This window comes from Nocardiopsis sp. NPDC058789 (assembly GCF_042745575.1).
Taxonomy (GTDB): domain Bacteria; phylum Actinomycetota; class Actinomycetes; order Streptosporangiales; family Streptosporangiaceae; genus Nocardiopsis; species Nocardiopsis eucommiae.
On record NZ_JBHYOW010000028.1, the window covers coordinates 23,900 to 44,605 of the forward strand.

Genomic DNA, 20,706 nt, shown 5'->3' on the forward strand with positions numbered 1-20,706 from the left:
AGACCTGGGGACACCGCTCACCATCGCTGCCGCTTTTCGTTACGCACCTTGACCAGCCGCGACACGTGGCCCGTTCCACACCTGACCAGGAGGAAACACCCACCAGGAGTGCCAGAGGGAACCCCCGGAGCAGATCGCGCCCCGGTCGGGTGGCGCGGACCACCCGACCGGACCACCTGACCGGGGCGCGCGCCCGCCGACGAACTAGACCACGCCGAAGACGAACCCGCCGGGGGAGTCGACGTCGTCACCGAACAGGTACAGGCGGGCCGACTGCACGAACTCCTCGCGGCTCATGTCGCCGTCCCCGTCGGTGTCCACGTGCGCGAACCGCTGGAGGGCGTCCTCCTCCCGGGCGCCCAGGGCCTTGGCGTACACGAGGAACTCCTCCTGGCTGATGGTGCCGTCGGCGTCCCCGTCCAGCAGGTCGAACACGGCCTCCGCGACGGCCTCGGCCGTGTTCCACCGGCTCCGGTCCTCCGTGGCCTCCCGCATGGCGTCCACGAACTGTTCGCGGTTCAGGCGCACCTCGGCGGAGGTCCGCACCAGCGTGCCCCACAGGGACTCGTACGCCTCCTGGATCGCCACGGCCCGGGGCGCGGACGCCTCCATGCCGTAGCCGGTCAGGTACCGGTTCACGAGCCGCTGGTAGTCCGCCCAGGTCACGGCCTGGTCGCCGTCGGTGTCCAGGGTGTCGAAGAGGTCCTCGAACCTGGCGGTGATCTGCGGGTCGTTGCTCACGGGGCCTCCTGTGCGAGTGGGACGGGCCTCTCCCGCCCCTTGACTCAGAGTCCCGGTCAGCGTAGAAGGTTCCCCTGTTCACCGGGGGTGTTCCCGCGAGGATCGCTGACCGGGCCGGAGTTCGGGGTCCCGGGCACGGAACGCCCCCGCGCCGTCGTGGCGCGGGGGCGGCCGGTACGAATCCGTGCGGTCAGGAGGCCAGGACGTCCTCGATCTGGCCCATGGCCTCCTGCATGCCCTCGGCCATGCCCATGTCCAGCATCCGCTCCATCGCCTCCGTGGACGCGAAGGTGGTGCGCACGACCATGCGGACGCCGTCCCCCCGTTCGCTGATGTCCAACCGCATGGTGGCGACGGGCAGGTCGCCGGGGTCGCCCGGCGTCTCCCCGAAACCGTCCGTGATCTCCAGCGAGCGGGGCGCGCCCACCGTCTTCACCTGCCACCAACCATGGTGCTCGTCACCCTCGGGGCCGGTCATGTGGTAGGTGACCACACCTCCGGGCGTCAGGTCGTGCCGGTCCACCGTGGCCGGGTAGGTCGGCGGCCCCCACCAGCGCTCCAGCTGGCGCGGGTCCGACCACAGCTCCCACGCGCGGTCCACTGAGGTGGTCAGGTCGCAGGTGACGGCGAGTGTCAGGTTCTCGAAGTCCTTGTCAACACTGGTCACAGCCATCGGTCGATCCCTTCGTGGTGGTGCGCTCCACCACGCGCCGGGCGCCTCGGCCTCGTCGGAGCGCTCCGCCCCGGGCCCCTCCGTGCTCGGCGGGCCCGGACCGGCACCGACGGCTCCCCCTCCACCGGGCGGTGTGCTCCACCGAGCGGTGCGGAATGTCGCGGCGCGTGGTGTCCGACGGAGCGTGGAAGAGCGGTCCACGCGCTCGTCCTCGTCGGACGCACTGTCTACGACCATCGTCCGTCCGGTGCGCTCCCCGTGACAAGGAGTCGCGGGGTCAAGTCCTCTTTGTCCAGGTCCTAAGGTCGATCCTGACAAGGATGTCTAGGACAAGGACGACTGATGGACGCGCGCGCCCACATCGAGGCCCACCGGGACGAGTTCCTCTCCTCGCTCAAGGAGTGGCTGGCGATCCCCTCGATCTCCGCGGACCCCGAGCACCACGACGACGTGCGCCGCTCGGCCCGCTGGCTGGCCGACCACCTCACCGCCACCGGGTTCCCCACCGTCGAGGTCTGGGAGACCCCCGGCCTGCCCGCCGTGTACGCCGAGTGGCCCGCCGCCGACCCCGCCGCGCCGACCGTGCTCGTCTACGGCCACCACGACGTGCAGCCGGTGGACCCCCTCGACGAGTGGGAGACCGAGCCCTTCGTCCCCACCGAACGCGGCACCTCCCTGTACGCGCGCGGCGCCTCCGACGACAAGGGCCAGGTCCTCTTCCACGCCCTCGGCGTACGCGCCGCCCTGGCAGCCTCCGGCGCGCAGGCCCCCCCGGTCACCCTCAAGTTCCTCGTCGAGGGTGAGGAGGAGTCCGGCTCCGTCCACTTCGCCGACCTCATGAAGGCCAACCGTGAGCGTCTGGACTGCGACGTCGCGGTCATCTCCGACACCACGATGTGGGCGGCGGACACCCCCTCCATGTGCGTGGGCATGCGCGGCGTCACCGACGTCGAGATCAGCCTGTACGGCCCCGAGCGCGACCTGCACAGCGGCTCCTTCGGCGGCGCCGTCCCCAACCCGCTCAAGATCATGAGCGACCTGCTCTCCGGCCTGCACGACGCCGACAACCGGGTCGCGATCCCCGGCTTCTACGAGGGCGTCGTCGAGGCCAGCGCCGAGGAGCGCGAGCTCATCGCCAGGCTGCCCTTCGACGAGGCCGAGTGGCTGGCCACCGCCGCCTCCACCGCCGCGCGCGGCGAGAAGGGGTACAGCACCCTGGAACGCGTCTGGCTGCGGCCCACCGCCGAGATCAACGGCATGTGGGGCGGGCACACCGGCGCGGGCGGCAAGACCATCGTCCCCCGCTCCGCCCACGCCAAGATCAGCTTCCGTCTCGTCCCCGGCCAGGAGCCCCTGGAGATCCAGGACCGCGTCCGCGCGTACGTGGAGGCCGCCACCCCCGAGGGCGTCCGCGCCGAACTGGAGTTCGGCGGCCCGGGCGTGCGCGCCTGCGCCTCGGACCTGTCCTCCACCGCGCTGCGGGCCGCCCGCTCCGCCATGGGGCGCGCCTTCGGCAAGGAGGTCCTCTTCACCCGTGAGGGCGGCAGCGGACCCGAGGCCGACATCGCGGACATCCTCGACGCGCCCTTGGTGTTCGTGGCCGTGGGCCTCAACGAGGACCGGATCCACGCCCCCAACGAGAAGGTCGAGACGCCGCTCCTGCTCAAGGGCGCGGAGAGCGTCGCCTACCTGTGGGAGGAGCTCGGCGCCGCCCGGGACGCCTGAGCCCCCGCGCCCGTCTCCGTCCGCGGCCGCCGCGGCCACGCGGCGGCCGCGCGGGTTTGCCCAACGGGAGTGCGCGGACCCCCCGAAGGCGTTACACCTGGGGGAGAACCACCACGTCGGAAGGTCCCATGGAAACCGAAGCCACACCCCTGCTCGCCCGATCGACCGTCGACCCCGCCGGACACCGGCGTGGGGACGACGCCTGGCTCGCGGCCGCCTGGGCCGATCCCGGCACCCGCGTGCTCGTCCTGGAGGGCGGTGAACCGGGCAGCTACGGCTGGCACGCGCTCATGGCCAAGCAGTCCCGGGCCCTCGTCACGACCGGTGAGACCCGGGAACTGGTCCTGACCGACCCCCACCACGCGCCCCCGGGCGAGCGCTACCTCCTGGGCAGCGACGGTCACCGCGCCTACTTCGCGGTCCGCTCCCACCAGGAGCTGTCCGCCAACCCCGTCGCGGAACCTGCTTCCCTGCGCGAGGTCGGCGCGATCCTCAGCGACCACGACACCGGCCTCTTCACCAGGGCCATCGCCCTCGCCAACTGGAACGCCAGCCACGGCTTCTGCCCCCGCTGTGGTTCCCGCACACGCATCGAGAAGGCCGGGCACGTCCGCGTCTGCGAGGAGGAGGGGACCGAGCAGTTCCCCCGGATGGACCCGGCCGTGATCATGCTGGTGCACCGCGAACGCGACGGTCAGGAGGAGTGCCTGCTGGGCAACAACCCCCACTGGGACGCGAACCGCTTCTCTGTCCTGGCCGGGTTCGTCGACGCGGGCGAGTCCCTGGAACAGGCCGTGATCCGCGAGGTCGCGGAGGAGGCGGGCGTGGTCGTGGAGTCGCCGCGTTACGTGACCTCCCAGCCCTGGCCGTTCCCGCGCAGCCTCATGATGGGGTACACCGCACGCGCGGTGGGTGAGACCGAGCGCACCGACGACGAGATCGCGGAGACGCGCTGGTTCAGCCGGGCCGCCCTGGCCGAGGCCGTGCACTCCGAGGAGGTCAGCCTTCCCGGGCGGGTCTCCATCGCCCGCACGCTGATCGAGCACTGGTACGGCGCGGAGCTGCCCGGAGGCTGGTGAGCGGGGGAGGCGGAACCGTCACGGCGTCCGACGGGCGGACCGGTACTGCGGGCCGTCCGTCCCCCCGCACCGGACGCCCGCGGCCCGTACCCGCGATCCGCACCCGCGACTCGCATCCTCGGGTCCGCGCCCTCGGTCCCCGATCCGGGGGACCCGCGCGACCGCACTCACCCGGAGCCGTTCAACCGGTCCCCGTCAGCTCGTCCGGAAGGACGGTCAGCGGACTCGTGCTGCTGTCCACCACGTCCTGCGCCAGGTCGGCGACCTTCCTGCCACGTGACCTCGCCGACGAACGCAGTCTCTCGAACGCCTCGCGCGGCGGCATCGTGTGCCGCTCGGCGAGCACGCCGATGGCCTGCTCCACCACGACCCGCGAGTGCAGCGCGTGCTCCAGCTGCGTGATCGTGTGCCGCAGCCGCTCCACCTCGGTGGCCCCCTCCGGGGCCCGACCGGGCGCCTGCGTGCGGGGACGCCCGGTCCCCGCCTCGGAGGTGAGGAGATCCGCCAGGACCATGGCGCTGACCAGGTCAGGCGCATCGTGCCCGTGCTGTTCGGTGCCCACGCGCCACCCGTTCGGGGTGCGCCGCACCACTTCGACGGTCACCGTGTCGGTGACCGCCACGTCATGAGGCCTCATATCGTCCCCCAACTCAACACTCCCCGTCATCGTCCGCGCTACGGTGCCGGCCTCGCCGCCGTAGGGAACTCGGGGGTGTCCGCCCCCTGGGGGAGGGGGTCCCGCCGCGCGGGCCGCACCAGGGCGGCCCGCGCCGTTCGTCCTCAGGACAGCTCGGCCAACTTCTTCTTCACCTGAGCGAGGGACGGGTTGGTCATCGCGGTCTCGTCGCTGAAGACCACCGTCGGGACCGTCTGGTTCCCGTTGTTGACCTTCATGACGTACTCCGCGGCCTCCGGATTCTCCTCGATGTTCACCTCGCGCACCGCGATGCCCTCACGGGAGAGCTGGCTCTTGAGGCGCCTGCAGTACCCGCACCAGGGGGTGCTGTACATCGTGAATCGTTCGGTGCCCGTACTCGTCATCTCGCTCACGTCTTCCTGGTCGACGGTCATGTTCGGGGATCAGTACCCCCATTCCAACACCAAGGGGGTCCCGCCACTTCCCATGACCGATCGACACAACGTGGGACGCCTCACAGGGCCTCCTGGTTCTGGAATGTGTCACCCGGACTGTTCGCGCAGCTCCGGAGAGCGTCGCCGCCGACACCCGGGAGCCCGGCCCATCCGCTCCCGGTGACGACCGATACTTGAGAGACTGTGCGCCCACGGCGAGTCAGCCGCCCCGGCGGACGCAGCCTCCCCAACCAGATTCAGGAGCACCATGGACCCCGACCGCGTCCTGGAGGGACTGGACCCGGAACAGACCGAGGCGGCGCGCGCACTGCGCGGCCCCGTGTGCATCCTCGCCGGTGCCGGAACGGGGAAGACCAGGGCCGTCACCCACCGGATCGCGCACGCCGTGGCCAGCGGGGTCATCTCCGAACAGCAGATCCTGGCGGTCACCTTCACCGCCCGCGCCGCCGGGGAGATGCGCGGTCGGCTCCGCTCCCTGGGCGCCCCCCGGGTCCAGGCCCGCACCTTCCACGCGGCCGCCCTGCGTCAGCTCGGGTTCTTCTGGCCGCAGGTGATCGGCGGGGAGAAGCCCAAGCTCATCGAGAGCAAGCTCTCCGTGGTGGCACGCGCCGCCAACTCGGTGGGCCAGCAGCCGGACCGGCTCGGACTGCGCGACCTCGCCAGCGAGATCGAGTGGGCCAAGGTCACCCAGGTGCGGCCCAGCGACTACGACAAGGCCGTGGCCAAGTCCGGACGGCAGGCCCCCATGAACGCCGGCGAGGTCGCCCGGGTCTTCGAGGCCTACGAGGAGCTGTGCCGCGAGCACAACCTCCTCGACTTCGAGTCCATGCTGGAACTCACCGCCGGGATGATCACCGAGTACCCGGCCATCGCCCAGCGGGTCCGCGACCAGTACCGGTACTTCGTCGTGGACGAGTTCCAGGATGTCAACCCCCTCCAGAAACTCCTCCTGGACGCCTGGCTGGGTGACCGCGACGACCTGTGCGTGGTGGGCGACCCGAGCCAGACCATCTACTCGTTCGCCGGGGCCACCCCCAGCTACCTCACCGGGTTCGCCAACCGGTACCCGCACGCCACCGTCGTCCGGCTGGTCCGCGACTACCGCTCCACGCCCCAGGTGGTCCGGGTGGCCAACCACGTCATCGCGCAGGCCAGGGACACCACGTCCGCCAACCACCTCACCCTCCAGGCACAGCGCCCCGAGGGGCCGGACCCCCTGTACCAGGAGTACGACGACGAGCCCGCCGAGGCGACCGGGGTCGCCCGCAAGATCAGCGTCCTGCTGGAGGACGGCACCCCGGCCAGCCAGATCGCGGTGCTCGTACGCACCAACTCGCAGTCGGCCTCCTACGAGCAGGCGCTGGCGGACGAGGGCATCCCGTTCACCGTGCGCGGCACCACCCGCTTCTTCGAGCGCCCCGAGATCAAACAGGCCGTGCACACCCTGCGCGGGGCCCGGCACGCCGCCGCCGACGAGGTGGCCGAACCCCTGGTCGCGACGGTGCGCGGCCTGCTCGCCCAGATGGGCCTCACCGACAGCGCGCCCGAGGGCCGCCAGGCCCGGGAGCGCTGGGAGTCGCTGTCCGCGCTCGCCCAGCTGGCGGAGGACATGGCGGCCACACCGGGACCCGACGGACGCGCCGCCACCATGGGCACGTTCGTCGAGGAGCTGGAGACGCGCATGGCCACCGAACACGCTCCCGGGTTCGAGGGCGTGACCATCGCCTCCCTGCACTCCGCCAAGGGCCTGGAGTGGGACGCGGTCTTCCTCGTGGGCCTCACCGAGGGCATGATCCCGATCATCTACGCGGAGACCGACGAACAGGTGGAGGAGGAGCGCCGACTCTTCTACGTGGGGGTCACCCGCGCCCGCGAGCACCTGGCCATGTCCTGGTCCCTGTCGCGCTCCCCGGGCGGCCGCAAGTCCCGCAAGCCCTCCCGTTTCCTCGACGGCCTGCGCCCGGCCTCGCCCTCCACCGCCAACCGCCGCGACCGCCGGAAGGGAGGGACGGCGCGCTGCCGGGTCTGCTCGAACGTGCTCTCCGACGCCACCGAACGCAAGCTGGGCCGGTGCGTGGACTGCCCCTCCACCTACGACGAGGCCCTCCTGGAGCGGTTGCGTGACTGGCGCAAGCGCACCTGCCAGGAGCAGAAGGTGCCCGCCTACGTGATCTTCACCGACGCCACCCTCCAGGCGATCGCGGAGCAGGAACCCTCCAGCGTCTCCCAGCTCACGGCTGTGTCCGGAGTGGGTCCCGCCAAACTCGACCGCTACGGTGAGGCGGTGCTCGCGCTGGTCGCGGGGAGGGAACCGGCGGGGGAGGCCGGGGACGGAGAGGACGAGGATGAGTGAACACGACGCCGAACTCAGGGGCCAGTCGCTGGCCGATCTGCTGAGGGTCCTGGACCTGGAGCGGATCGAGGTCAACATCTTCCGGGGGATCAGCCCGGCGGAGGGACCGCAGCGGGTCTTCGGAGGACTGGTCGCCGGGCAGGCGCTCGTGGCCGCGGGCCGGACCGTGCCCGCCGAACGGTACGTGCACTCCCTGCACGCCTACTTCATACGGCCCGGCGACCCCACCGTGCCGATCGTCTACGAGGTGGACCGGGTCCGCGACGGGCGCTCGTTCACCACCCGCCGGGTCGTGGCCGTCCAGCACGGCAAGGCGATATTCACGCTCTCCGCCTCCTTCCACAAGGAGGAGCCGGGCCTGGACCACCAGATCCCGATGCCGGACGTCCCGCCGCCGGAGGACCTGCTCAGCACGCGTGAGCGGCTGCGCGAGGCGTTCGGGAAGGTGCCCAACTTCGTGCAGTGGCACCCCATCGAGATGCGTCCCGTGGGCGCGATGTCGTTCGAGGCCGAGCGCGACCCCGACCTGCGCACGGCGACCAACCCGGTGTGGTTCAAGGTGGACGGCGAGCTGCCGGACGACCGCCTCACCCAGGTGTGCCTCATGACCTACGCCTCGGACATGACGCTGCTGGACACCGTGCTGCTCCGGCACGGGAGGTCGTTCGCGGGGATCGCCATGGCCAGCCTCGACCACGCGATGTGGTTCCACCGGCCGTTCCGCGCCGACGAGTGGCTGCTGTACGCGCAGGAGTCCCCGACCGCCCAGGGCGCCCGGGGTCTGGCGCGCGGCCTGGTCTACACGCGCGACGGCCACCTCGTCTGCTCCGTGGTGCAGGAGGGCATGATCCGCGTCGTGGACGCGGAGGGCTGGGCCTAGACGGAGGCGGTTCACGGGGCTCGGGGGCAACGCTTCCGGGCCCTTCGTCATTCCCGGCGACCTCTGGCCGGATGCGGACGTTTTCCCAGGTCAAAAATAGGTTGCCGATCTTTGTGGGCGGCCCGTAGTGTGTACACGTCGAACCAACCGCTCTCGGTACAGGTGCGAGACCCTGTACCCGACTTTGAAGGAGGTGCCCGATCAAATGACCACCACGGAGATGAACTCGATGACCACGTTGTCCCTCGCTGCCGAGGCCGCTTGGCGTCCGTTCCCGACAGGAGTCGTGTCGGGCATCGGCCTGAGCGGTAGCACCATCGGCGGTCGTCCGAGCGCCCAGAACGGCATCCAGTCCCTCGGCATGGTCCAGCTCATTGGATCCGGCCTGGCTTTCCAGGGGACCGGTGTGTCCGAGTCCGGCGTCATCGGCGAGCCGCGCCACGAGTCCGAGCCTGCCCTTGATCGCGGCAAGTTCACCGTTGGCGTCAACGAGGCATCGCACGAAACCCCGCGCTATGGCGCATCGGGAGAGTGTCCACGGAAGATTCCGGCCTAGAGCAGCACAGGCCGAGATCCTCGACCGTGGCCGCGGACCCCGACACAGGGGCCGCGGCTTTCTTTGTATCTCCGTTCGTTCTCCGTCCCCCAGGGACGCGGGAGCAGGCGGCGGCATCGCAAGTCCAGGTCCCTCACCGGATTCGTTCCGGTGACCGAACACCGACCGCGTTGTACGAACGATCAAAGATCTTGGAGGGCACCGATGCTCGCGTCGGTCCTGGAAACGCCCCAGTTGGGCGAGGTCGAAATCCCCTGCCGTAGGGAGCCGGACCTGTTCTTCGCGGAGTCGCCCGCGGAGGTCGAGGCGGCCAAGGCGATCTGTGGTTCCTGCCCCATTCGGGAGCAGTGCCTGGCGGACGCGCTCGAGCGGCGTGAGCCGTGGGGCGTCTGGGGCGGGCAGCTGCTCGTCTCCGGCCAGGTGGTGGCGCGCAAGCGCCCCCGTGGCCGTCCCCGCAAGAACCCCGCGCCCGTCGCGGCCTGAACACCCCAAGCACCCACGAACCCGAAGGACTCGAAACGATGATGCAGGAACTCATGCGGATGGTGGAGCGCACCGACGAGGAGCCCCGCGACCGTCAGATCAGACGACTCGGCGCCCGGCAGTTGCGCGCCCGGCAGCGCGAGGAGCGTCGTGCGGAGCAGGCGATCATGGAAATCGCGTGGTCAAGGCTATGTTGACGCGGACTGACGAGTGAGTGAACGAACGAGACCGAAGGGCGCCTGGAGCGCGCCGTTCGGTCTCGTTTGTGTAACCAAAACCAGCAGGAGGTCCCGGAGCCGGTCCACGTGTGTCCTGTCTCACCAGCTCCGAAGGCCCCTGGTCAGAGGGGAATCCGTGTCGGGGGCCCGAATCCGCCCCCGAACGCCCGGGTCGGACACGGCGCGAAAGAAATCACATATCCGGACAACTCACACCTGTTCGAGAAGGCCCACCTCGGATACCGTAAACACTGTGCCCTCGAACACCAAAGTCGAGGTACGACGCAGTCCTCGTCGCCGCCGCACCGTGTCGGCCTACAGGGACGGGGACACCACGGTCGTCCTCGTGCCCGCGACGTTCTCCCGCGCAGAGGAAAAGCGCTGGGTGGACCAGATGCTGCAAAAGCTCCGGGCCCGGGAGGGCCGCAGACACCCCGGTGACCGCGAGCTCCAGGAGCGCGCCGTCGAGCTGGCCGAACGCTACCTGGACGGCACCCACCTCCCGGACAGCGTCCGCTGGGTCGACAACCAGAACTCCCGCTGGGGTTCCTGCACGCCGGACACCCGCACCATCCGCATCTCCCGTCGCGTCGCCGGGATGCCCTCGTGGGTGGTGGACTACGTCCTCGTCCACGAACTCGCCCACCTGCGCATCCCGCACCACGGCCGCGACTTCTGGGACCTGGTCCGGCGCTACCCCAAGGCCGACCGCGCCCGCGGCTACCTGGAGGGGTTCAGCGCCGGCAGCCGCTCCGACCACGACGACGAGGACCCGGACGAGGTCCTCGAAGCCGATGAGGTCGCCTTCGAGGAGTAGGGGCTACTTGCCGTAGTGGTATCGGCAGGCGACGACGCGGATCTCGTCCTCGTGCAGGCGGTGGACGAGACGGTGCTCGTCGGTGATGCGGCGCGGGCGCGCCCTCAGCCGCCGGGAGCGTCGAGCTCGCGTTCGGCGGCCCTGACGTCCGCGGCGACACGGGCCAGCACCACGGCGCTCACCACGAGCAGCACCCCGAACACGGCGGCGTAGTAGGTGGTGGTCCCGCCCCACTCGCCGGAGACGGCGGCACGGCCCAGGACCGCGACCAGCAGGATCCCCATGAACCCGCAGACGCCCTGCCCCAGCCGCAGCGAGCGCCGCTTCTGCTCCACCCGGGCGCGGGCCACCTCCTGCGGACCGACCAGCCCGGCGCGTTCGTCGGCCAGCAGCCGTTCGGCCGCCTTGCGGACCCGTTTGGCCAGCAGCACCAGGACCAGCCCGCCCAGCATGCCGACCACGGTGATCAGGGACATGGCGAACGCCTCACAGGGGGCCGGTGGTTCATGGTCATCCGTTCCGTCGGGCCGTGGGGGACGCACACCACGAGAGGCCCGGCCGGATCTCCTCCGGCGGGCCTCTCGTGGTTCAGTTCGCGGCGGTGGTCCGCCGGTGCGCGTGGACGGCGGCGTCCACCAGGGCCCGGACCGACTCGTCACTGGGCTCGGGGAGGGACCCCACCGGGAACCAGTCCAGTCCTGCGGACTCGTCCGGGTCCCGGACCAGCACGGCGTCGGCCGGAGCCACCGCGGCGTACTGCACGTCCAGGTGGAGACTGCCCCCGCCGCACGGCACCGCGTGGCGGTCCAGCCGCACCGGCTCCGGAAGCAGGGCCAGATCCCGGATCCCGGACTCCTCGGTGGCCTCCCGCAGCGCCGCGCCGCCCAGGGTGGTGTCCTCGGTCTCGCAGTGGCCGCCGGTCTGCAACCACATCCGGTGGACCCGGTGCAGCACCAGGGCCACACGGGAACCGTCGGCGGAGACGATCGCGGCGCTCGCGGTCAGGTGCCCGGGCAGGCAGGTACGCCACATGGCGTCACCATGGGCGTCCAGGTGGTCCAGGTAGGAGCGGCGCAGCTCCTCCTGGCCGGTGTCGGGCGCGGTCCACGCGTCCAGCACCGCCCGCGCGTCGGCGTGCAGAGTCACCTACTTGCCGTCCTCGTCCTCGTCGTCGCCGGGCCGGGGCCGCTCGGAGCCGTCCGGGTCGGTCAGCGACGAGATGTCGAAGTCCGTGCCCTCGAACTCGCCGCGCCCGTGCACGAAGGCGTCCGGGTCGTCCAGGTCGTCGGCGGTGGGCATGAGGTCCGGGTGCTGCCACACGGCGTCCCGGCCCTCCACGCCACGCGCCTCCTCCAGGGCCGTCCACAGGGCTCCGGCCTCGCGCAGACGGCGCGGACGCAGCTCCAGGCCGACCAGGGCGGCGAAGGTGTGCTCGGCGGGCCCACCGGTGGCGCGGCGGCGCCGGGTGGTCTCCGCGAGCGCACCCGACTGCGGCAGGCGCTCGGACACGGCCGACGACACCACGGTCGCCACCCAGCCCTCGATCAGGGCGAGAGTGGTCTCCAGCCGCTTGAGCGCGGCCTTCTGCTGGGGGGTGTCCTCCGGCTGGAGCAGCCCCTCGGCGCCCAGCCCGCCGGACATGGCCTCCTGGAGCGCCTCCGGGTTCGAGAGGTCGATCCCGCCGAGCTTGTCCTCCAGGCCGCTGACGTCGAACGACATCCCGGCCGCGTACTCCTCGACCAGCCGGGACACGTGGGAACGCAGCCACGGCACGTGCGAGTACAGGCGGTGCACGGCCGCCTCACGGGCGGCGAGGTACAGGCGCACCTCGTCCTCGGGGATCTCCAGGCCCTCACTGAAGCGGGCCACCCCCGAGGGAAGCAGGGCGGCGTTGCCCTCACCGGCCAGCGGCAGGCCGATGTCGGTGGTTCCGATCACTTCCTGGGCCAGCTCACCGATGGCCTGACCGGCCTGCTGGCCGACCATCATGCCGCCCATCTGCTGGATCATCCCCAGCAGCGGACCGGCCATGGAAGCCATCTCCTCGGGGAGGTTCTGCCCCATGGCCTGGACCGTCTTGGCGGTCAGTGGGTCGCACAGCTGCGCCCACGAGTCCATCGTCTTCTCGATCCACTCCGACCTGCTCCAGGCCTGGGCGGTCTGGAGCCCCGAGGGGAGGTCGGTAGCCTGGTCGAGCCACAGGTCGGCGAGGCGCAGCGCCTCCTCGATCCGGGCGTAGTCGGCGGGCGGCACGCTCGGGTCCCCCTTCTGGGAGACCGCGTGCCGCGCGATGTTCTTGGCCATGTCCCAGTTGATGCCGGACGTCGGGGACGTCTGACCGGCCTCCGGCGCACCGGGGGCGGGCTGGGACGACATCATGTCCGCGAACTGGCGGAGCATGTTGGCCATCTGTTGCGGGTCGCCGAACGGGAATCCGTCCGGTGTTCCGGGGTTCCCCCCGCCCGGGCCGCCGCTGCCGGCACCCGAGCCGGAGTCGCCTGAACGGCGTCCGGACTCGTCATCGGGATCGTTCGGCATGCTGAAACCGAAAGGCAGGTCGCTCACAATCAGACCTCAGGCAGGATTAGGTTTGGTCTCCACTGTCACGTTAGCTGGGAGTCGCCCGGAGTGAATACCGAAAGCAGCCAGGTTCGCCCACAGCACAGCCCCTCGGATCGGGCGGGCATGGTGGTGGCGGTCACCGGTGCCGCCTCCGGAGTGGGCCGACTCCTCGTGCAACGCCTGGCCGCCCCAGAAGGTTCCGTCTCGGCGCGTGAGGTCGTGGCGATCGACGACGAGTTCGCCGACCTGCGCGGGGTGACCTGGCGCATCGCGGACGTCCAGGACCCGGGGCTGGTCTCCCGGCTGCACGGGATCGACGTGCTCGTGCACACCGCCGACGACCGTTCCCTGGAGACCAGGCCGTCGGCGCGCCGGGCGCACAACATCCGGGCCGCGCAGACCGTCCTGACGGCGGCGGCCGCCGCCGGAGTGCCGCGCGTCCTCCTCATCACCAGCACGATGGTCTACGGCGCCGCCCCCGACAACCCCGTGCCGCTGCCCGAGAACGCCACCCGCGTCTCGGACAACAGCGAGGGCCTCATGGGCGACTTCGCAGAGGTCGAGGAGTTGGCCGAGCGCGCCCGCCGGGCCCACCCGGGCCTGAGCGTCACCGTGGTGCGCCCCGCCCCGCTCGTCGGCCCCGAACTGGACACCCTCCTCAGCCGCCACTTCTCCGCGCCCCGCCTCCTCACCGTCAAGGGTCACGAACAGCACTGGCAGTTCTGCCACGAGGACGACCTCGCCTCCGCGCTCGCCTTCTGCGCCCTGCACGAGGTGACCGGGACCGACGGGGTGGTCGCCGTGGCCAGCGAGGGATCGCTCACCCAGGGGGAGGTGGAGGAGATCGCGGGGATGAAGCACTTCGAGGTGCCCGCCAACCTCGCCTTCGGTGCCGTCCGCCGCCTGCACCAGGCCCGCATCACCCCGGCCGCGGCCGGAGAGATCAAGTTCCTCGTCTACCCCTGCGTGGTGGACGGCGTCTCCCTGCGCCAGGCCGGGTGGAAGCCCGCCCACGACAACGAGTCGGCGCTGGCCGCCCTGCTGAAGTCCAAGACCGGCAAGCACGCCATCGCCGGGCGCAGCCTCGGCCGCAAGGAGGTCACCATCACGGCCGCCGGAGCAGCCGGAGCGGCGGCCGCGGCCATCGGAACGGCCGCCGCCATCCGCCACCTGCGCAAGCGAGGGAAGTCCTGATCCGTGCCGCTTGATACGGTTCTCCGGTGGATCAGATCACTCTCGCGGCCGTACGCGACACGCCCCTGTCCGTCGACGAGGTCCTGGCGGCGGTGGCCGACCCCAGGGCCGGCGGCACGGCCGTCTTCATCGGGACCGTGCGCGACCACGACCACGGGCGCGACGTGGCCGCCCTCTCGTACTCGGCGCACCCGACCGTCGAGGCGCAGCTGCGCGTCGTCATGGAGAAGGTGCTGAGCGACACCACCGCCCCCGACCGCCCGGTCGTGCGGATGGCCGCCACGCACCGCGTCGGGGACCTGGAGATCGGTGACCTCGCCGTGGTCGTCGCGGCCTCCGCGGCCCACCGCGAGGAGGCCTTCGCGGCCTGTCGCAGACTCATCGACGACCTCAAGGCCCAGGTGCCCATCTGGAAGAACCAGGCCTTCGAGGACGGCGGGACGGAGTGGGTCGGCTCGCCCTGAGTCCTCCCGTCCAGGTCCCGAAGGGCTCTAAGGTGTCAGCATGGTTCGTCGTGTCATGACCCTTGTCGCCGCTCTCGTCCTGCTTGCCGGGCTCGGGTACGGCAGTCTCCACCTGCCCATGCCCTACCTCGTCGCGGCCCCGGGCGTCACTGTGGACACCCTGGGACAGCAGGAGGACGGAGCGCCCGTCATCGGTGTCGAGGGCGCCGAGAACTACGAGCACGACGGATCGCTATCGATGGTGACCGTCCAGTACGCGGGCGGACCCGACCACCGGCTCAACCTCTTCACACTGGTGACCGCCTGGCTCTCACCGAGCCAGGCCGTCCTGCCGGAGGAACTGCTGTTCCCGGCCGGACGCTCCCAGGAGGAGGTCACCGAACGGCAGACCGTCCAGATGAACGACTCGCAGACCGACGCCACCGCCGCCGCCCTCAACCAGCTCAACATCGACTACGAGGCGATCCCGCTGGTCGCGGACACCGTCGCGGACATGCCCGCCGACGGCGTCGTCGAGCCCGGCGACCGCATCATCGAGGTGGACGGCGAGAAGGTACCCACCCACACCACCGGAGCCGACACCGAGGAACTCGTCGGCAGCTCCTACGTGGTCGAGCGGGTCGGTGACCGCGAGCCCGGCGAACCGGTCGCGCTCGTCCTGGACCGCGACGGCGAGGAGGTCGAGGTCGACATGGACACCGTCGCCGGGGAGGAGGGCAACGCCGCCGTGGGCGTCCTCATCGCGGACGACATGGACTTCCCCGTCGACGTCTCCATCTCCGTGGGCGAGATCGGCGGACCCAGCGCGGGCATGATGTTCTCCCTGGGCATCATCGACCGCCTCAGCGAGGAGGGCGTCACCGGCGGCGCCAGGATCGCCGGTTCCGGCACCATCACCTCCGACGGCCAGGTCGGCGGGGTCAGCGGCATCCCGCAGAAGATGGTGAGCGCCAAGCGCGACGGCGCGGAGTACTTCTTCGTCGCCGCCGACAGCTGCTCCCAGATCTCCCAGTCCGCCGCCTACGGAGAGCTCGACGTCGTCCGTGTCGAGACCCTCACCGACGCCATGGACGCCCTGGAGGTCATTCGCGGGGGAGAGGGCGAACTGCCGCGCTGCGAATAGTGGTGTTTCTTGGCACCTCCGCTTCGCTTCGGTGCGTGTTCGGGCGCCCTGAGAGCCAGGGATTCTTCATCGTCGTCTACGCCTGGCTCGTTCCTCGCTGGCGGCTTGACTCCTCTTGCAGAGCCCTGGCGGCGCCCGAACGAAAGCACCCCCCTGGTGGTGACGGGACTCGGGTGGGGCTCAGGGGCTGTGGCCGGGACCCAGGGCGGGTCACACAGCTGGGGACGAGGTGTTCTCACACCCCTGTTGAGGGGCTGGACATGAGAGGACCCCCGGGCCGTGTGGTCCGGGGGTCCTTCGTACGGGTGGGGTCAGCTCTCCTTCGTGGGGAGCTCCTCGTCCAGGTCGAGGGTGAGGGCGAGCGCGGAGGTCAGGGCCGGGATCAGGTCCGGACCATTGAGCACCTCGGACTCGCTGTCGTGGCTGCGCATCCGCATGGCGCAGTGCCGCGAACCGTCCCGCAGCACGCCCGCGACCATGCGGATCTCCTCGGTCTCCTTGCCGGAGGCGGAGGGGTCCTCACCGGCGGCCAGGGTCTCGTCCGACCCCTTCACCACCAGGCGCTCCATGACCAGCGCGCACCCGGCCACGCCCTCGGGCCACAGGATGCGCCCCAGCGCCTCCTCCAACGGCACGTCCGGGGACAGCGCCTCCTGCTCGACCGGGGTCAGCTCGTCCGGGTCGGCCGGGGAGGCGATCCCCAGCATGCTCGCCAGAGCGGGCTCCGCCGCCAGCAGCTCCGAGGTGGGGACCAGGGCGTACAGGCCCAACGGGCGATCCCACCCCTGTTCGGCGGCGTGGCGTTCCAGGTCCATGACTGCTTCGCGAATGTTCGACACGTTTCCATGGTCCCCGATGTGGGAACCTCGCCGGGCCCGTTCGGCGGCAGTAGGGTCGCAAGGTGCCCTCCGGATGCGACTCCGATACACCAACGATGCAGCCTTGTCACCGGGTGGAGGGTGATTTCGGGAACCTGACGGCCACCGATTAAGTTTTCAGTAATGAAGGCGCCACACGCGCAACCAACGCACCTACCAAGCCAGAACGAGGGGGAGGCGTGAGCTTCCGATCGCCCGGCGCACCACCTGCGCGTATGCCTCGCCGATCAAGGTTGCTCGCGCCAGTCGCGGCGACCGTGGTCGTCATCATCGCGGCGTTGATGTTCGCCGCGAACTTCTGGACCGACTACAAGTGGTTCAGCTCCATCGGCTACACCTCGGTCTTCCTGACCGAGCTGTGGACACGGGTCCTGCTCTTCGCCGTAGCGGCACTCGTGATGGCCGTCATCGTCGGCGCGAGCATCTTCTTCGCCTACCGGGCCCGGCCCGGTATCAGACCGATGAGTCTGGAACAGCAGGGCCTGGACCGCTACCGGCAGTCCATCGACCCGCACCGCAAGCTCTTCTTCTGGATCGCCGTCGGCGCCCTGGCGCTGCTGGCCGGCGCGGCCGCCAGCGGTGACTGGCGCAGCTACCTCCAGTTCGTCAACGGTGTCGACTTCGGGGTGAACGACCCCGAGTTCGGCATGGACATCGCGTTCTTCGCGTTCACCTACCCGTTCCTGCGCATCCTGCTCGGCTACCTGTACGCGGCCGTCATCCTGGCGTTCATCGCCGCGGTGATCGTGCACTACCTGTACGGCGGGGTCCGCCTCCAGAACGACTCCGGGCAGCGCGCCACCCCCGCCGCCCGCGTGCACCTGTCGGTGCTGCTGGGTCTGTTCGTGCTCCTGCGCGCGGGCTCCTACTGGCTGGACCGCTACGGGCTGGTGTTCTCCGACCGGGGCTACACCTTCGGTGCCTCCTACACGGACGTGAACGCGGTCAAGACCGCCCTGACCATCCTCACCGTCATCTCGGTGATCTGCGCGGTCCTGTTCTTCGCCAACATCGTCTTCAAGAACACGATGATCCCGGTGGCCTCCCTCGGGCTGCTGGTCCTCTCCGGCGTGGTCGTCGGCGTGGCCTACCCCGAGATCGTCCAGCGCTTCCAGGTCAGCCCGAACGAGCAGCGCCTGGAGAGCCCGTACATCGAGCGCAACATCGAGAGCACGCGCGAGGCGTACGGGATCGCGAACGCCGAGGTGGAGACCTACGACGCCACCACGGAGCTCACGCCGCAGGAGCTGGCGGCCGAGGCCGACACCATCCCCAGCGTGCGACTGGCCGACCCGGCCGTGGTCTCGCAGACCTTCCAGCAGATGCAGCAGGTCCGAGGCTTCTACCAGTTCCCGGACGTGCTGGAGGTCGACCGCTACCCGGACGCCGACGGCAACCTGATCGACACGATCGTCGCGGTTCGTGAACTCGACGGTCCGCCCGCCGACCAGGACAACTGGCTCAACCGGCACCTGATCTACACCCACGGCTTCGGCATGGTCGCCGCCGCTGGCAACCTGATCGACGACGAGGGTCGCCCGGTCTTCACCGAGTACAACATCCCGCCGCGCGGTGAGCTGAGCGAGGTCGCGGGCGAGTACGAGCCGAGGATCTACTACGGCCGCGAGGGCGCCGACTACGTCATCGTCCAGGCGGAGGAGGAGTACGACTACCCGGTCGACCCCGCCGCCGACGAGCCCGACGTCCCCACCCTGGAGGACGCGGTCGACGCCAGCCCGAGCCCGGACGAGGCGCGCGCGCCCTCCGACGGCCAGGAGGGCGGCGAGGAGGCCCCGGCTGAGGACGCCGAGGCCACCGAGGAGGGCGCCGAGGAGGACCCCGCTGGGGGTTCGCAGGCCTACAACCGTTACGACGGTGACGGCGGCGTCCCGCTGAACAACTTCTTCGACCGCATCCTGTACGCGATCAAGTACCAGGAAACGAGCATCCTGCTCAACAGCGCCATCACCAGCGACTCGCGCATCCTCTACGAGCGCGACCCGCTGGACCGCGTGGAGAAGGTCGCGCCCTTCCTCACCGTCGACAGCCGCCCCTACCCGGCGGTGGTCGACGGCAAGGTCGTGTGGATCGTGGACGGGTACACCACCTCGGACGGCTACCCGTACGCCAACCGGGTCGACTTCACCCAGGCGGTGACCGACACCTTCACCGACGGTTCGGCGCAGCAGGTCGGCGCGCTGCCCGGCAACGAGGTCAACTACATCCGGAACTCGGTGAAGGCCACCGTCGACGCCTACGACGGCAGCGTCACCCTGTACGGCTGGGACGAGGAGGACCCCGTCCTGAAGACCTGGGAGGGCGCCTTCCCGGGCACCGTGGTGGACAGGGACGAGATGAGCGACGAGCTCATCCAGCACCTGCGCTACCCGGACGACCTGTTCAAGGTGCAGCGCGAGATCATGCGCGAGTACCACGTGACGGACGCGGCGTCCTACTACGGTGGTCAGGACTTCTGGTCGGTTCCCAACGACCCGACCCGGGAGGGCGAGGTCTCCGAGCCGCCCTACCGCCAGACCATCAACTTCCCCGGTTCCGACGAGCCCAGCTTCTCGCTGACCACCACGTTCGTTCCGAACAACCGTGAGAACCTGGCCGCGTTCATGGCCGTGGACAGCAACCCGGCGTCGGACGAGTACGGCAAGCTCAAGCTGCTGGAACTGCCCCGGAGCACGGTGATCTTCGGTCCAGGCCAGGTGCAGAACGCGTTCGACTCGGACGCCGACGTGCGTGAGGTCCTGCTCCCGCTGGAGCAGTCCAACGCCGAGGTGACCCGGGGCAACCTGCTGACCCTGCCGTTCGCCGGCGGTCTGCTCTACGTGGAGCCCCTCTACGTGCAGGCCGGTGGCGGCGGAGCGGCGTCCTTCCCGCTGCTCCAGCAGGTCATGGTCGGCTTCGGTGAGGAGGTCGCCATCGGCAGCAACCTCCAGGACGCCCTGAACAACCTGTTCGAGGGCGGCGAGGGTCCGCTGCCCGACCCGGACGCGGAGGCGGGCACCCCCGAGGAGGAGACCTCGGAGGGCGGCTCGGGCGGAGGCGACCCGAGTGACCTCACCGAGGCCCTCAACGAGGCCGTCGAGGCCTGGGAGGAGGCCCAGGAGTCGAACGACGAGGCCAACGAGCGCCTGCGTGAGGCTCTTGAGGCCCTGGAGGAGGCCGCGGGCGACTAGTTCGTAGCCGCCGGCTCCCAGGGGCGCCGCGTACGACGGGGCGGGACCTTCCGGGTCCCGCCCCGTTCGCGTTGCCGCTCCCGTGTCGGAGCCCGGGAGGCGGGGCGGTTGAAGGCCCGCGCGCAGGTCGATTTGGCTTTGTCGCCGGGGCGCGCTAATCTGAAGACACAACGACGCGGGGTGGAGCAGTTCGGTAGCTCGCTGGGCTCATAACCCAGAGGTCGCAGGTTCAAATCCTGTCCCCGCTACCAAGATCGGACCCGGGAGAAATCCCGGGTCCGGTGCTTTTCTCGGACTTCTGTTTCGACGGTTGATTCGGGAGGCGCATATTGGCGGCTCTTTCGGCCCCATGTGCGTGCGCGGCGAGAATGCCGGTGCGGACCGTGAGGAAAGCCTGGTAGAGTAGCCAACAGGGCCGGTCGGGAAGCTGACCGGACCAACGGGTGGATCTCCGGATCGGGTTCAGTTTCACGAAGAGCCGATTTGCCACCTGGGGCCAAGGGCCCTAAAATAGGGATCACAACGACGCGGGGTGGAGCAGTTCGGTAGCTCGCTGGGCTCATAACCCAGAGGTCGCAGGTTCAAATCCTGTCCCCGCTACCAAGAGGGAAGCGGCGGGGGGGGTAGGTCACACGGGGGGGGGGGGTGTTGCGCGGCCCGGGGGGCCTGTGGCGGGCCCG

21 protein-coding genes and 2 tRNA genes are annotated in these 20,706 nt (G+C 70.3%); 14 read left to right on the forward strand and 9 right to left on the reverse strand.

Translation table 11 applies throughout. The features are described from left to right. Positions 1-204 precede the first annotated feature (204 nt). Both ACFW3L_RS25675 and ACFW3L_RS25680 read right to left on the reverse strand, forming a co-directional pair. Positions 205-741: an EF-hand domain-containing protein gene (locus ACFW3L_RS25675; RefSeq protein ID WP_378747963.1), complete on the reverse strand. Its 537-nt coding sequence runs from the start codon at positions 739-741 to the stop codon at positions 205-207. A 190-nt stretch (positions 742-931) separates the two neighbouring features. Beyond that, a complete protein-coding gene (locus ACFW3L_RS25680) occupies positions 932-1,414 on the reverse strand; it encodes an SRPBCC domain-containing protein (protein WP_378747967.1) in 483 nt (160 codons plus the stop codon). A gap of 342 nt (positions 1,415-1,756) precedes the next feature. On the opposite strand from ACFW3L_RS25680, the gene ACFW3L_RS25685 reads away from it, so the two are divergent. Together ACFW3L_RS25685 and nudC are read left to right on the forward strand one after the other, a co-directional pair. Beyond that, on the forward strand, positions 1,757-3,139 hold the full coding sequence (locus tag ACFW3L_RS25685) for a dipeptidase (protein ID WP_378747973.1): 1,383 nt from the start codon (positions 1,757-1,759) through the stop codon (positions 3,137-3,139). 128 nt (positions 3,140-3,267) lie between these two features. Continuing rightward, the gene (gene nudC / locus ACFW3L_RS25690) at positions 3,268-4,218 is read left to right on the forward strand and encodes an NAD(+) diphosphatase (protein ID WP_378747979.1); all 951 of its coding nucleotides are present in this window, start codon (positions 3,268-3,270) and stop codon (positions 4,216-4,218) included. Between the two features lie 181 nt (positions 4,219-4,399). Here the strand turns inward: nudC and ACFW3L_RS25695 are convergent, their stop codons facing one another. Then, complete coding sequence (locus tag ACFW3L_RS25695) at positions 4,400-4,855, reverse strand: ANTAR domain-containing response regulator (RefSeq protein ID WP_378747982.1); 456 nt, start codon at positions 4,853-4,855, stop codon at positions 4,400-4,402. Between the two features lie 143 nt (positions 4,856-4,998). Beyond that, on the reverse strand, positions 4,999-5,289 hold the full coding sequence (locus ACFW3L_RS25700) for a mycoredoxin (RefSeq protein WP_378747987.1): 291 nt from the start codon (positions 5,287-5,289) through the stop codon (positions 4,999-5,001). Between the two features lie 268 nt (positions 5,290-5,557). On the opposite strand from ACFW3L_RS25700, the gene ACFW3L_RS25705 reads away from it, so the two are divergent. The 6 genes from ACFW3L_RS25705 (at position 5,558) to ACFW3L_RS25730 (ending at position 10,617) form a co-directional block, all read left to right on the forward strand. Beyond that, positions 5,558-7,663, forward strand: coding sequence for an ATP-dependent DNA helicase UvrD2 (locus tag ACFW3L_RS25705; RefSeq protein WP_378747990.1), 2,106 nt, complete (start codon positions 5,558-5,560; stop codon positions 7,661-7,663). Continuing rightward, positions 7,656-8,543 (forward strand): acyl-CoA thioesterase II, encoded by an 888-nt coding sequence (gene tesB, locus ACFW3L_RS25710; RefSeq protein WP_378748005.1) that lies wholly within the window; start codon positions 7,656-7,658, stop codon positions 8,541-8,543. The genes ACFW3L_RS25705 and tesB overlap by 8 nt, the downstream gene beginning before the upstream one ends. A 205-nt stretch (positions 8,544-8,748) precedes the next feature. Beyond that, on the forward strand, positions 8,749-9,099 hold the full coding sequence (locus ACFW3L_RS25715; RefSeq protein WP_378748009.1) for a hypothetical protein: 351 nt from the start codon (positions 8,749-8,751) through the stop codon (positions 9,097-9,099). A gap of 204 nt (positions 9,100-9,303) precedes the next feature. Next, positions 9,304-9,582, forward strand: coding sequence for a WhiB family transcriptional regulator (locus tag ACFW3L_RS25720; RefSeq protein WP_378748014.1), 279 nt, complete (start codon positions 9,304-9,306; stop codon positions 9,580-9,582). Positions 9,583-9,620: 38 nt separating this feature from the next. Next, on the forward strand, positions 9,621-9,779 hold the full coding sequence (locus ACFW3L_RS25725; RefSeq protein ID WP_378748017.1) for a hypothetical protein: 159 nt from the start codon (positions 9,621-9,623) through the stop codon (positions 9,777-9,779). Between the two features lie 274 nt (positions 9,780-10,053). After that, the gene (locus tag ACFW3L_RS25730) at positions 10,054-10,617 is read left to right on the forward strand and encodes a M48 family metallopeptidase (protein WP_378748024.1); all 564 of its coding nucleotides are present in this window, start codon (positions 10,054-10,056) and stop codon (positions 10,615-10,617) included. Between the two features lie 3 nt (positions 10,618-10,620). Here the strand turns inward: ACFW3L_RS25730 and ACFW3L_RS25735 are convergent, their stop codons facing one another. The 4 genes from ACFW3L_RS25735 to ACFW3L_RS25750 all read right to left on the reverse strand — a co-directional run bounded on the left by ACFW3L_RS25735 (position 10,621) and on the right by ACFW3L_RS25750 (position 13,182). Beyond that, positions 10,621-10,725 carry a type II toxin-antitoxin system YoeB family toxin gene (locus ACFW3L_RS25735; RefSeq protein WP_378748058.1) on the reverse strand — a complete coding sequence of 35 codons (105 nt, stop codon included), beginning with the start codon at positions 10,723-10,725 and terminating at the stop codon, positions 10,621-10,623. Next, positions 10,722-11,093, reverse strand: coding sequence for a hypothetical protein (locus ACFW3L_RS25740; protein ID WP_378748027.1), 372 nt, complete (start codon positions 11,091-11,093; stop codon positions 10,722-10,724). Before ACFW3L_RS25740 ends, ACFW3L_RS25735 begins: the two co-directional genes overlap by 4 nt. A 112-nt stretch (positions 11,094-11,205) precedes the next feature. After that, a complete protein-coding gene (locus tag ACFW3L_RS25745) occupies positions 11,206-11,763 on the reverse strand; it encodes an NUDIX hydrolase (RefSeq protein ID WP_378748032.1) in 558 nt (185 codons plus the stop codon). Further along, positions 11,764-13,182 carry a zinc-dependent metalloprotease gene (locus ACFW3L_RS25750; protein ID WP_378748035.1) on the reverse strand — a complete coding sequence of 473 codons (1,419 nt, stop codon included), beginning with the start codon at positions 13,180-13,182 and terminating at the stop codon, positions 11,764-11,766. It abuts the gene before it with no gap. Between the two features lie 123 nt (positions 13,183-13,305). Here ACFW3L_RS25750 and ACFW3L_RS25755 point away from each other — a divergent pair, with 123 nt between their 5' ends. The 3 genes from ACFW3L_RS25755 to ACFW3L_RS25765 are packed head-to-tail and all read left to right on the forward strand — an operon-like array spanning position 13,306 to position 15,960. Next, positions 13,306-14,373: an NAD-dependent epimerase/dehydratase family protein gene (locus tag ACFW3L_RS25755; protein WP_378748065.1), complete on the forward strand. Its 1,068-nt coding sequence runs from the start codon at positions 13,306-13,308 to the stop codon at positions 14,371-14,373. A gap of 26 nt (positions 14,374-14,399) precedes the next feature. Beyond that, positions 14,400-14,837, forward strand: coding sequence for a molybdenum cofactor biosynthesis protein MoaE (locus ACFW3L_RS25760; RefSeq protein WP_378748042.1), 438 nt, complete (start codon positions 14,400-14,402; stop codon positions 14,835-14,837). 55 nt (positions 14,838-14,892) lie between these two features. Further along, entirely contained in the window at positions 14,893-15,960 is a 1,068-nt protein-coding gene (locus tag ACFW3L_RS25765) for a PDZ domain-containing protein (RefSeq protein WP_378748066.1), read from the forward strand. A gap of 311 nt (positions 15,961-16,271) precedes the next feature. On the opposite strand, the gene ACFW3L_RS25770 is transcribed toward ACFW3L_RS25765, so the two are convergent. Further along, complete coding sequence (locus ACFW3L_RS25770; protein WP_378748048.1) at positions 16,272-16,799, reverse strand: PPA1309 family protein; 528 nt, start codon at positions 16,797-16,799, stop codon at positions 16,272-16,274. A gap of 296 nt (positions 16,800-17,095) precedes the next feature. Here ACFW3L_RS25770 and ACFW3L_RS25775 point away from each other — a divergent pair, with 296 nt between their 5' ends. The 3 genes from ACFW3L_RS25775 to ACFW3L_RS25785 all read left to right on the forward strand — a co-directional run bounded on the left by ACFW3L_RS25775 (position 17,096) and on the right by ACFW3L_RS25785 (position 20,629). Then, on the forward strand, positions 17,096-20,026 hold the full coding sequence (locus tag ACFW3L_RS25775; RefSeq protein ID WP_378748069.1) for a UPF0182 family protein: 2,931 nt from the start codon (positions 17,096-17,098) through the stop codon (positions 20,024-20,026). A gap of 174 nt (positions 20,027-20,200) precedes the next feature. Further along, positions 20,201-20,277: transfer RNA gene (locus ACFW3L_RS25780), tRNA-Met, on the forward strand. Between the two features lie 275 nt (positions 20,278-20,552). Continuing rightward, a tRNA-Met gene (locus ACFW3L_RS25785) sits at positions 20,553-20,629 on the forward strand. Positions 20,630-20,706 lie beyond the last annotated feature (77 nt).